The following is a 12,065-nucleotide window of genomic DNA, read 5'->3' on the forward strand; positions in this document are numbered from 1 at the left end:
GCATCATCGCCACGGGCCATCACGATCACTTCGGTGGATGGCACGCCGAACGCGCCGCACTCGAAGCGGCCGCCGCGGCCGTCGCGTACGATGACGGCGCCGACCATCGGGTTGGGATTGACCTTGCCAGCCCCAAGCCGTGCGTGACGCAATGCCACGGACATGAATTCCCTGTCGCCCATGAAACCCCTTTCCTTCGGCAACGAGGGCATGTCCAGGGATTCGCGGGATCAGTGGCGGCACGACCGCATGCGGATAGACGGCATTTGGATATGCTTCCGCCTGCGTCGTGCTGCTGCAACTTCTTCCATCCAGACTGTAACTGTCGGTACCGGAGTCTCACCGGTTCATGAGCGTATGCTCCAACATCGCGCCAAGGCGCGCTGCTCGCGGACTGTACCGCCGATCGGGAATTTCACCCTGCCCTGAAGATGCGTGTTCGATTATCGCGGCTTAATGTATGAAAGCTTCTGGACATCGACGTGTGGCGCGTCCGGTCTGTGGGCATATGCGCTGGCATGAGTCGGCTATCGGGAATGCGCATGGCCGCCGCACGGAACCGTTGGCGCATGCCGATGCTCTGATAAGCAGTGGTGAGATACGACGAAGGGGGCGGAACCGCATGTGCGATTCCGCCCCCTCGTATGTCTGGTCAGAAGACCATCAGGCGAGACCGGAGAGCTTGTTGATCAGCTCCGGGTCACGGGCCGAACCGTTAAACGGACAGTCCAGTGGACTGTCCGTAGGTGAGGGGAGCGGCTTGCCGCGACGGCTACGCGAGTCCCGAGAGCTTGTTGATGAGCTCGGGATCTCGCGTAGCGCCCTTGTCGGCGGAGCGAGCGAACGCAGCGTAGGCCTTGAGGGCCTGCGACACCTTGCGGTCGCGGTGCGCGACATAGCCGTCGCCGGCCTCGAGCTCGGCGCGGCGCTCGGCCAGCTGCTCGTCGGTCAGCTCTACGTTCACCGAACGGTTCTCGATGTCGATGTTGATGATGTCGCCGTTCTTGATGAGCGCGATCGGACCCTTGTTCGCGGCCTCAGGCGCGATATGGCCGATGGCCAGACCCGAGGAGCCGCCGGAGTAGCGGCCGTCGGTGAGCATGGCGACCTGCTTGCCAATGCCCTTGCCCTTGACGAACGAGGTCGGGTACAGCATCTCCTGCATGCCCGGGCCGCCCTTCGGACCCTCGTAGCGGATCACGAGCGCCATGCCCGGCTTGAGCGTGTCGTTGAGGATGACCTCGATGGCCTGTTCCTGCGATTCGACGACCAGCGCCGGTCCGCGGAACTTCCAGATCTCCTGCGGCACGCCGGCGGTCTTCACCACGCAGCCGTCGGGCGCGAGGTTGCCGCGCAGCACGGCCAGACCTCCCTCGTGGATCTCCGGGTGGTCGATGTCGTGGATGGCGCCGTTCACGCGGTCGGTGTCGAGCGAGTCGAACAGCGTCTCGTGCGTCCACGGCTCCGGGGAGATGATGTGGCCCGGCGCCGCATGGTACATGGTCTTGGCCTCTTCGGTGCAGGTCGGGCGCATGATGTCCCAATCGTCCAGCTTGGCCTCGAGCGACGGGTAGTCGACCGAATGCACGTCGCGGTGCAGCTTGCCGGCGCGGTCGAGCTCGCCGAGAATGCCGGTGATGCCGCCGGCACGGTGCACGTCGGAGATCTCCCACTTGCCGGACGGGCTGGCCTTGCAGATGCACGGCACGGTGTGCGAGATGCGTTCGATGTCGTCCAGCGTGAAGTCCACGTCGGCGGACTGGGCCATCGCGAGGATGTGCAGCACGGTGTTCGTTGAGCCGCCCATGGCGACGTCCATCGTCATCGCATTTTCGAACGCGTGCTTGGTTGCGATCGAACGCGGCAGGACGGAGTCGTCGTCCTCCTTGTAGTAGCGGTTCGCGATGTGCACGATTTCGCGCGCGGCCTTGCGGAACAGCTCCTTGCGGAAGCCGTGCGAGGCCAGGATCGTGCCGTTGCCCGGCAGGGCGAGGCCGATCGCCTCGGTCAGGCAGTTCATCGAGTTCGCGGTGAACATGCCGGCGCACGAACCGCAGGTCGGGCACACGGTCTTCTCGTAGTTGAGCAGGTCCTCCTCCGAGATGTTGTCGTCGGCGGACGCATACATGACGGAGATCAGATCGGTGTTCTTCTTGACGGTGCCGTCGGCGAGCACCGTGGTGCCGGCCTCCATCGGGCCGCCGGAGACGAAGATCGTCGGAATGTTGAGGCGCAGCGCGGCCATGAGCATGCCCGGCACGACCTTGTCGCAGTTCGGGATGCAGATCAGCGCGTCGGCGCAGTGCGCGTTCACCTGGTATTCGACCGTGTCGGCGATGATGTCGCGGGAGGGCAGGGAGTACAGCATGCCGGTGTGGCCCATCGCGATGCCGTCGTCGACGGCCATCGTGTTGAACTCGCGCGGGATGCCGCCGGCTTCCTTGATCGCCTCGGAGACGATGCGGCCGACCTTGTTGAGGTGAACGTGGCCGGGGAGGAATTCGTCGAACGAATTGGCGATGGCCACGATCGGCTTTCCGAAGTCCTTGCCGTCGACGCCGGCGGCACGGTAGAGGGCTCGGGCGCCCGCGAATACGCGCCCATTCATCAGTTTCGCGGATCTCATTTCTGCCATGCCTCTATTCAAGCCCTTAATCGAGACACGGGTGTTGTCAATACTCGGATAGTGGAATTCACATATTGTTTACGTGTTGTCGTTGCCAGGCGTCTCGTGTTCCGGTATGGGCGGGGAGCTGGGATGGGTATGCTGGTGTGACGCGGCCGTTCGTGATCGGACGCCGGTGAAACATGTCGTGAAACCCATCGTGGAACATGTTGTGAAACTATGGCGGAAAGGAGTCGGGATCATCGTATGAAACGCATCGTCGCAGGCATCCTCGCGCATGTGGACGCGGGCAAGACCACGCTGTCCGAGGCGCTGCTGTACAAGACCGGCACGATCCGCAAGCTTGGCCGGGTCGACCACGGCGACGCGTTCCTTGACACCGACGCGATGGAACGCGCCCGAGGCATCACGATCTTCACCGAACCCGCCGTCATCGATGCCGGCGATCTCGAACTCACCCTGCTCGACACGCCCGGCCACGTCGACTTCGCCGCCGAAACGGAGCGCACGTTGAACGTGCTCGATTACGCGATCCTCGTCGTTTCCGGCGCGGACGGCGTGCAGGGGCACACCGCGACATTGTGGCGACTGCTCGCGCGCTACCGTGTGCCGACGTTCGTCTTCGTCAACAAGATGGATGCGCCCGGCGCGGACCGTGCGTCCCTGCTCGCACAGCTGCGACGCAGGTTCGGCGACGGCTGCATCGACTTTCAGGGCGACGTCGCGCCGGAGGAATCCGAGGATGTCGCGATGCAGGACGAGGCCGCGACCGACGCGTTCCTCGCGAACGGCTGCGTGCCCGACGACGACGTGCGCAGGATGATCGCCGAGCGCAAGTTGTTCCCGTGCTTCTGGGGATCCGCGCTGCGCATGGAGGGCATCGACGAATTCCTGTCCGGATTCGAGCGGTACGTGCGTGAGCCGCGGTACGGCGACGCGTTCGGCGCACGCATCTACAAGATTTCGCACGACGCGCAGGGCAACCGGCTGACATGGCTGAAAGTGACCGGCGGCGAGCTGCGTGCGAAGATGATGCTCACCAACGCTCGCGACGCCGCCGCGGGTGCCGCGACGGATACTGCGACGGACGCCGCGGCCGCGGACGAGCCGTGGAGCGAAAAGGCCGATCAGGTGCGCGTCTACTCCGGCGCGAAATTTGCCACCGTCGAACGCGTGCCGGCCGGCGCGGTGTGCGCTGTCACCGGGCTTACGCGCACATTCCCCGGCGAAGGGCTCGGCTTCGAGCCGGACGCGGGCAGCCCGAGCCTGCAGCCGGTGCTCACGTACACGCTCGAGCCGCGCGGCAACGACGTGCACAAGTGTCTGGTTGCGCTGCGCGAGCTCGACGACGAGGATCCGCTGCTGCGCGTCGTGTGGGTGCCGCGCCTGCAGGAGATCCACGTGCAGCTCATGGGCGCGGTGCAGCTCGAAATCGTCGAACAGATTATGCACGATCGCTTCGGCCTCGATATCGGCTTCGGGCCGGGCGGCATCCTGTACCGCGAAACCATCACGCATCCGGTTGAGGGTGTGGGCCATTTCGAGCCGCTGCGCCACTACGCCGAAGCGCACATCCTGCTCGAGCCGGCCGAGCCGGGCAGCGGCCTGAGCTTCGCCAGCGCGGTGAGCGAAAACGTGCTCGCGCGCAACTGGCAGCGGCTCATCCTCACGCATCTCAAGGAAAAGGAGCATCTGGGCGTGCTCACCGGCTCGCCGATCACCGACATGCGGCTCACGCTCGTGGCCGGCCGCGCGCATGAAAAGCACACGGAGGGCGGCGATTTCCGTCAGGCCACGTATCGGGCCGTGCGCGAGGGGCTGATGATGGCGCGCGCGGAGGGCGACATGTCCGGATACGGCCGGGATGCGGCAGACGACGGTGATGCGAACGGTTCGGCCGAGTCTCGTTCCGGCGTCGCCGACGATCGCGGTGCGACCGGAACCGTCTCCAAGAACGGCACGCGTGGCGCATCGGATGCGGGCGGCAGGAATGCCGGGAACGCCGGCGACAACGGCTCCGACGATGGATCCGGCGACACGGACGGTCGCCAGCCGGTCGATCCCGGCTGGTGCCGTCTGCTCGAACCGTGGTACCGGTTCCGGCTGGAGATTCCGCAGGACATGATCGGCCGGGCCATGTCCGACGTGCAGCGCATGGCCGGCACGTTCGACCCGGTCACGACCGACGGCGACTACGCGGTGCTCGAGGGCGACTGCCCGGTGTCCGAAATGCGCGACTACGCGATGGACGTGAACGCGTACACGCACGGGCTCGGCCGGCTCTCCTGCACGTTCGGCGGATACCGGCCCTGCCACAACGCGGATGAAGTGATCGCCGACGCCGCCTACGACCCCGAATCCGACTTGGAGAACACGCCGGATTCGGTGTTCTGCGCGCACGGGGCCGGATACCCGGTCAAATGGTATAAAGTGCCCGATTTCAAGCATCTCGACTATGCGACCGACTGGAACGACGATCGGGGAGGACTGACCAATGGCGAATGACGAGACCGACGAATGCCGCGCAAACGGCGATGAACGCCGATACACGATCCGCGACATGGCGAAGCGCTTCCATATGGAGCCCTCCGCCCTGCGCTACTACGAGGATGTGGGACTGCTGCCCGGCGTGGAGCGCACGGCCAGCGGACAGCGCATCTATCGCCAGTGGCATGTGTGGCGGCTCGGATCGATCTGCTGCTTCAAGGACGCCGGCATGACGATCGACGAGATCAAGCGCTTCTTCATGTACGAGGCGAACGAGGACGAGCACATCGACGACATGGTCGAACTGCTCACCGAGCGCCGCGCCGCCATCGAGGAGCAGCGCCGCGCGCTCGAGGAGGCTTACCACCACGTGCTGCGCAAGCTCCACTTCTACGGCGACATCCGCGACAGCCTGCGCGACGGCACGCCGCGCCCCGACTGGAAGGACTACGGCGACAAGGTCTTCACCGAATAGCGCCGCTCGGGGTGTGCGTCCGTGAACGGACGAGGGCCCGTTCCCCTGTCGGAGAACGGGCCCTCGCGGAACGAACGGCGGATGCGCGGCTCAGGATTCGATCAGATCGTCGCTGGAGGAGCCGTAGTAGCTGCTCGAATCGCTGGAGCTGCCGCTGCCGGAGGAGTCGGACTGGCCGTCGGACGACTGGCCGTCGGACGAGCCGGACTGGCCGTTCGCGCTGCCGGGGATGCCTCCGCCCATGCCGTTGCCCGACTGTCCATTGCCGGACTGGCCGCCCATGCCGCCGCCGGGCATCTGCATGTTCATCTGCTGGCTGGAAGAACCACCGCGGTCGCCGACGAGTTCGGTCACCGCGAACGCGCCGATGCCGCCGCCGATCAGACCGCACACCAGCGACACCGCTGCGACGATGCCCCACGCCTTCGCCAGTGCCTTCTTGCCCTGCGGGACACCTGCCGCGCCGGCGACGCCGGTCACGCCCGGCACTCCCGGCACGCCGTTGTTCGCGGTGTTCTGCGCGGTCCACATCGGCGGCTGCTGCCAGGCGCCCGGAGCGTTCTGGCCGTACGGCTGCCCGTACTGCGGCGGGTACTGGCCGTACGGCTGCTGCGGATAGCCCTGCGCGGCGTACTGCTGTCCTTCGGCCGGTGCGGCGTGCTGCTCGCCGCCGCTGTTGGTTCCGTTGCCGGTTGCGGTGGCATCGGTCTCATTTGCGGTGCCGGTGAACGCAAATCCGGACGTGGTCGGCGTCGCATTGTGATACGTGCGGTACGTCGGCTGGGCGTCGTCCGCGGCGTCGGTGCGGTTGGCCGCCAGCGGCACGGTGCGGTCGGTGTCCGCCGTGGTCTGATCGGTGCCGTTGTTGGAGTTCGGGTTGAAGGTGCTGTTGCTCATGATGGGTTCCTTTCCGGGAAGCAGGATTTGGTCGTTGGTGAAGTCGGATAGATGAACGAAGATGGGGGCGTCTTGGTTCGGGTTCGGGACTTCCCGGACCAAGACGCACGCGGTGTGCGGGCGGGGCCGTCAGCTCATCGACCAGCTGGTGCTGGTGCCGAACTGGCTGTCGAAGTCGGAGCGGTCGATCGTCTCGCTCGCAAGCTCCGTGTCGGAGCCGGCGTCGACGGTCGTGGAATACGAGCCGGTCACGGTCACGGTGATGTCGCTGTCTCCGGACACCACGGTCTTGCCGTTCGCGACGATCGTCACCGTCTTGCCGTCCTCGTCAACGACCTTGCCGCCGGACGCGACGTTCAGCGCGGAGATCGTCGTGTCCTTGGTGACCACCCACGTCGACGTGCCGTCGACGTTTACGGTGATCGGCGCGTCGCTGGTCGAACCGTTGCTCGCGGACGAATTTTCGGTGATCGACGCCGCGCCGGTCCACGTCGAACCTTCCAGCAGATACAGGTCGACCGACGAGATCGTGTCCGCCGTCACGTCGCCCTCGAACGTCTGGTCGCGTCCGGTGAACGTGACCGTCGCGCCGTTCGAACCGGCCGAACCCCAGTTGTTGGAGTCGTTGCCGGATGCGTTGATGAGCGTCGCCTTGCTCGTGTCGAAGTCGAGCGTGGCGTTGTTCAGCACCACGTCGGCGGTCGTGTTCGTGAAGTAGAACATCGAGCCGGATTCGATCGCGGACTTGAGCGTGGAGTCCTTCGCCTGGAACGTCGCGTGCTCGCCGGTGGAGCTTTCCGCGTCGCCGGACGTGGACTGGTAGATGATCACGCCGTTGGCGATCGGGTCGGAGCCGGTCTTGCCGGTGTTCGTGCTTTCCAGCGTGGAGTTGCTGATGAGGATCGTGTTGTAGCCCTCCATGCCGGCGATCTGGCTGCCGGACGCGGTGCCGGTCACGTTGTTGACCTGCACGTCGCCGGTCGAGTACAGCAGCGGCGAGCCGGAGCCGGCCGTCGAAAGCGTCGAGTCGGTGACGGACACGCTGCCGCCGCCGCGATCGGTGGCAGCGGTCGCGCTGTGGTCGCCCTTGGTGCTGGCGGTGACTTTGCCGGCGAGGATCGTGCCGGAATAGGTCGCGTCGAGCGCTCGCGAATTGTCGGACGTGGTGCTGATCGTCGTGTCGTAGACGAGCGCGGTGCCCGAGTCGGTGGCGAACACGCCGTTCGAGCCGGAGCTCGACGCGGTGAGCTTGCTGCCGGAGATGACGGTCTTCGAGCTGTCGCCGACGGTCAGCGAGATCGAGTTGGTGCCGTAGAAGTTGTTGTTGTCGGCGTTGTCGGAGTCGCCGGACTTGGTGAGCGTGGCGTTCTCGATCGTGAGCGTGCCGCCGTTCTGGGCGAGCGCCGTGTTCTGGTCGGATTCGGTGGCCTCGGTGTCGTCGGAGGAGGTGACCTCCTTGCCGTCGGCGGTGAGCGCGGCGGTGTAGGAGCCGGTGTAGTCGTAGCTCATGGTGTTCGCGCCGCCCATGCCGCCGGGCGGGGTGCCATGCCGTTCTGGGACTGGCTGGAGGAGGAGTTGTGGCTGACGATCGCCGCGGCGCCGGCTCCCGCCACGAGTCCGGAGCCGAGCGCGACGGCCGCGGCGAGGGCGACGAGCTTGCGGGTGACGATCACCGGAGCGGCTGTGGTGGTGCGCTTGTTCCTGTCCATGGTGTCATCCTTTCGCTGGTTTGGATGACTCCCATTGAACGACCGTTTCTGAAAGGCCTCCTGCAATGTCGTGAAACGTCGCCTCCAAGCCTTGGAACAACTCGCTGGAGGTTTTCTGAACGCTTGCTGGATGTGGAGAACCCGTGTGCGTATGGAGGCCCGTCGCGCGTCGGAAGCCTTGATTAGCGGCGGCTAAGAGGTGTTTCCATACGGTGGGGGCCATGATCACCGATATTGTTCTCGCGGTTCCCGCCGCTGCGCCCGTTGCCGCTCCCATCACGTCCTGCCCCGTCGACACCGGCGGATTTATCGGGGCCATCACCAACTGGCTCGTCGGCCTCATGACCGTCATGGGCGGTCTCGGCACCGGCGTAGCCGTGTTCCTCGAAAACCTGTTCCCGCCCATTCCCAGCGAGGTCATTCTCCCGCTCGCCGGGTTCACCGCCGCGCAGGGCCATATGACGCTTCTTGAGGCGATCGGCGGCGCGACGGCCGGCTCCGTGGTCGGCGCGTGGGCGCTGTACGGCATCGCGTACGCGATCGGCGCCGAGCGCATGCGCCGCCTGTTCGACCTGATGCCGCTCACCGACGCCTCGGACATCGACAAGGCGAACGACTGGTTCGCGCGCTACGGTTCGGCGTCGGTACTCGTCGGCCGCGTGATCCCGATCGTGCGCAGCCTGATCTCGATTCCGGCCGGCATCGCGAAGACGAACCTGCTGCGGTTCACCCTGCTCACCGCGCTCGGCTCGCTGGTGTGGAACACGATTCTCGTCATGGCCGGCTACCTGCTCGGCGCGCAATGGTGTGGCATCCTCGGCTTCCTCGACCGGTTCCAGGTCCTGGTCGCCGCGGTGATCGTCGTGTTCGTCGTCTGGTACGTCGCGGCGAAGATCCGCGCGCGCATGACCGCGGCCCGCGCATAAGTCGGATGGGCCGTGACTCGCGCGGCGGGTCCTGATGCGCCCGACACGTCGATCCCCGGCGTGTCGGGCGCTTTACTTCGAGCGCTCGAAGTCCCTAGCGTTGGTGCTGTCGCCGGAACCGCCTCGGATTGTGCGGCGATGGTTCCGGCAGGCAGCAGGATCCATGGTGCAAGGAGCATGACATGAGCGAAACGATGAAGGCCGCGATCTTCGTGGAACCGGGCCGCATGGCCGTCGAGGAAGTGCCGAAGGCGCGGCTCGAAGCCGATACGGACGCCGTGGTGCGCATGGTGCGCACCTGCGTGTGCGGTTCCGACCTGTGGTATTTCCGGGGGCTTTCCCCGCATGAGCGCCACGCGCGGATCGGGCATGAGGGCATCGGCGTGGTCGAGGAGATTGGTTCGGCCGTCACGTCCGTCAAGCCGGGCGATTTCGTGATTCTGCCGTTCCCGTACAGCTGCGGCGTGTGCCCGGTGTGCAAGGCCGGCTTCGAATCGTCCTGCCCGCACGGCGGCTACTTCGGCTCGAATCAGGCCGAATATGTGCGCGTGCCGGAGACGGACGGCACGATCGTGAAGGTTCCCGGCACGCCGGAGGATTATGATGACGCGACGCTTGCTTCGCTGCTGACGATCTCCGACGTGATGTCGACCGGCTACCATGCGGCCGCGTCCGCGGAGGTCAAGCCGGGCGACACGGCGGTGGTGATGGGCGACGGCGCGGTCGGCCTGTGCGGCGTGCTGTCCGCGAAGATGCGCGGCGCGGCGCGGATCATCGCGATGAGCCGCCACGAGGACCGTGCGTCCGTCGCCCGCGAGTTCGGCGCTACCGACATCGTGGCCGAGCGCGATCAGGCCGCGATCGACAAGGTGCTGGACATGACCGACGGCTACGGCGCGGACGCCGTGCTCGAATGCGTGGGTTCCGCACAGTCGTTCGACACGGCGATGGGACTCGTGCGCGCCGGCGGCGTGATCGGCCGCGTCGGTCTGCCGCATTATGCCGAGATCGGCGCAGAAGGCACGTTCGGTCGCAACATCGGCGTCAAGGGCGGCCCGGCCCCGGTGCGTCACTACGATCTGCACGCCGGACTGCTTGACGCGGTGCTGAACCACGAGATCAACCCCGGCCGCGTGTTCACCGGCGAATACGATCTCGACCACATTCAGGAAGCATACGAGGACATGGACGCCCGCAAGGTCATCAAGTCCCTCATCCGCTTCTGATCAACCGGTTTCCCGCGTGTCGGTGCGCATGGCGCCGGTATGCGTTATGGGACCGTGTTGTCTCGCGGTGCCACATTGCCGGCGGCAGCTCTGCCACCGCTCCTGCATGCATTCGACGCACTACAATGCTGGCGGAGCCTCGGCCCCCTCGGCTGAGGGGGCCGTCAGCGAAGCTGACTGGGGGAGCGTCACAACACCGCACACCTCCAAGCAACTATGTGGTCGGTTTGGCAATCCGCCCAAGCATTAGAGGGAGCGCAACCCGTCGGTGAGCCGCCCGATCGCCTCGCGCAGCCGCGCGCGTGGACAGGCGACGTTGATGCGAATGAAATCACGGCCGTCGCCGCCGAACTGGGCGCCGGGGGAGAAGAACACCTTGTGTTCGCGCTTCAGCCAGTCGCACAGGCCGTCCGTATCGGAGAAACGCTTTCCCGCGCCCACGAACGAGGCGCAATCCAGCCACAACAGGTACGTAGCCGGGCCGCTCACCAGCGTGATCCGCCGGTCGGCCGGAACGGCGGCGTTGTAGCCGTCGATCATGCGTCCGGTTTCGCGCTTGTTGCCGGTCAGGTACGCGCGCAGTTCGTCCAGCCACGGGCCGCCCTGACCGAACGCGGCGATCGTCGCGTCCATCGCGAACGCGTTCGGCTCGGCGACCTCATCCGTGTTGAGTCCGCGCCACACCTTGTGCCGCAGCGTCGGATCGGGCACCATCACGGCCGCCGTGTGCAGGCCGGCGATGTTGAACGCCTTCGTAGGCGCCATGCACGTCGCCGAAATCGCCGCGCACCGCTCGTTCACGGACGCGAACGGCACGTACGAGACGCCCGGGTCGGTCAGATCGCAGTGGATCTCGTCGCTGACCACCGTGACGTGATGCTCCCAGCACATCTCGCCGATGCGGGCGAGCGTATCCCGGTCCCAAATCATGCCGGTCGGATTGTGCGGATTACACAGGATCATCAGCGTGGTCTGCGGATCGGCGAGCTTCGCCTCCAGATCGGCCCAGTCGATCGCATAGCGGCCGGCTGCACGGTCGTAGGCAAGCGGCGCCTCAAGCGCGTTGCGCCCGTTGTTGAGAATCGAATTGAAGAAGATGTTGTACACGGGCGTCTGAATGACCACGTTTTCGGCCGGCGTGGTCAGCTTGCGCACCATGCTCGAAATCGCCGGCACCACGCCCGTGGTGAAGATCAGCGACTCCGGGTCGATCGCCAGCCCGTGCCGCGTGCCCCACCAATCGACGTACGCGCGGCTCCACTCGTCCGGCACGATCGAATAGCCGAACACGCCGTGGTCAAGCCGGCGCTGCAATGCCTCGCGGATTGCCGGTGCGGTCCGGAAATCCATGTCCGCGACCCACATCGGCAGCGCGTCGCCGGCCTCCTCCCATTTGAGCGAATACGTTCCCGACCGGTCCACCGGCGTATCGAAATCGAACATGCGGCCACACCCTCAAACCATGCTGGAATATCAGTCTTTTCTGTGAAAAGCATAGCAATGCGGAACGATTCAACCCATAGAGGAACCGGTGCGTGTGAGCCCCCGTGCCCCGCATATGCGGCGGGAGCGTGACGGGGAGCGGCGGCCGATTGGGGACTGTCCCATTAAGTGTGTAACTGGCGGTTTGGTTATTGGTTCTCGCTGGCGGGCCAGCGATCGGCGAAGGTGATGGCGAACGCGTTCAACGCGGGTTTCCACCGTGCCGTCCATCGTACC

Annotated in this window: 9 protein-coding genes, 1 pseudogene and 1 riboswitch; of the genes and pseudogenes, 4 read left to right on the forward strand and 6 right to left on the reverse strand. The window is 65.7% G+C overall.

Annotated elements, in window-relative coordinates; translation table 11 throughout:
- Both KIH79_RS11955 and ilvD read right to left on the reverse strand, forming a co-directional pair.
- A pseudogene (locus tag KIH79_RS11955) lies at positions 1-182 on the reverse strand (hypothetical protein); the annotation flags it as partial.
- 113 nt (positions 183-295) lie between these two features.
- Positions 296-437, reverse strand: a riboswitch (FMN riboswitch).
- Between the two features lie 335 nt (positions 438-772).
- Entirely contained in the window at positions 773-2,635 is a 1,863-nt protein-coding gene (gene ilvD, locus KIH79_RS11960; RefSeq protein WP_219059588.1) for a dihydroxy-acid dehydratase, read from the reverse strand.
- A gap of 237 nt (positions 2,636-2,872) precedes the next feature.
- Between ilvD and KIH79_RS11965 the strand changes: the two genes are divergently transcribed.
- Positions 2,873-5,131, forward strand: coding sequence for an elongation factor G (locus KIH79_RS11965; RefSeq protein ID WP_219059589.1), 2,259 nt, complete (start codon positions 2,873-2,875; stop codon positions 5,129-5,131).
- Positions 5,121-5,588, forward strand: a complete 468-nt coding sequence (locus KIH79_RS11970; RefSeq protein WP_219059590.1) for a MerR family transcriptional regulator — start codon at positions 5,121-5,123, stop codon at positions 5,586-5,588. Before KIH79_RS11965 ends, KIH79_RS11970 begins: the two co-directional genes overlap by 11 nt.
- A gap of 90 nt (positions 5,589-5,678) precedes the next feature.
- Here KIH79_RS11970 and KIH79_RS11975 read toward each other — a convergent pair whose 3' ends face one another.
- From KIH79_RS11975 to KIH79_RS12995, 3 genes are all read right to left on the reverse strand, one after another.
- A complete protein-coding gene (locus tag KIH79_RS11975) occupies positions 5,679-6,485 on the reverse strand; it encodes a hypothetical protein (RefSeq protein WP_219059591.1) in 807 nt (268 codons plus the stop codon).
- A 129-nt stretch (positions 6,486-6,614) separates the two neighbouring features.
- A complete protein-coding gene (locus KIH79_RS11980; RefSeq protein ID WP_236023839.1) occupies positions 6,615-8,012 on the reverse strand; it encodes an adhesin in 1,398 nt (465 codons plus the stop codon).
- On the reverse strand, positions 7,991-8,194 hold the full coding sequence (locus tag KIH79_RS12995) for a hypothetical protein (RefSeq protein ID WP_236023840.1): 204 nt from the start codon (positions 8,192-8,194) through the stop codon (positions 7,991-7,993). The genes KIH79_RS11980 and KIH79_RS12995 overlap by 22 nt, the downstream gene beginning before the upstream one ends.
- A gap of 221 nt (positions 8,195-8,415) precedes the next feature.
- Between KIH79_RS12995 and KIH79_RS11985 the strand changes: the two genes are divergently transcribed.
- The gene (locus KIH79_RS11985; RefSeq protein ID WP_219059592.1) at positions 8,416-9,120 is read left to right on the forward strand and encodes a DedA family protein; all 705 of its coding nucleotides are present in this window, start codon (positions 8,416-8,418) and stop codon (positions 9,118-9,120) included.
- A 182-nt stretch (positions 9,121-9,302) separates the two neighbouring features.
- Complete coding sequence (locus KIH79_RS11990) at positions 9,303-10,346, forward strand: zinc-dependent alcohol dehydrogenase family protein (protein ID WP_219059593.1); 1,044 nt, start codon at positions 9,303-9,305, stop codon at positions 10,344-10,346.
- A gap of 246 nt (positions 10,347-10,592) precedes the next feature.
- Here KIH79_RS11990 and KIH79_RS11995 read toward each other — a convergent pair whose 3' ends face one another.
- Positions 10,593-11,789 carry a MalY/PatB family protein gene (locus KIH79_RS11995; RefSeq protein WP_219059594.1) on the reverse strand — a complete coding sequence of 399 codons (1,197 nt, stop codon included), beginning with the start codon at positions 11,787-11,789 and terminating at the stop codon, positions 10,593-10,595.
- Positions 11,790-12,065 lie beyond the last annotated feature (276 nt).

Source organism: Bifidobacterium miconis (assembly GCF_019331735.1).
Lineage (GTDB): Bacteria > Actinomycetota > Actinomycetes > Actinomycetales > Bifidobacteriaceae > Bifidobacterium > Bifidobacterium miconis.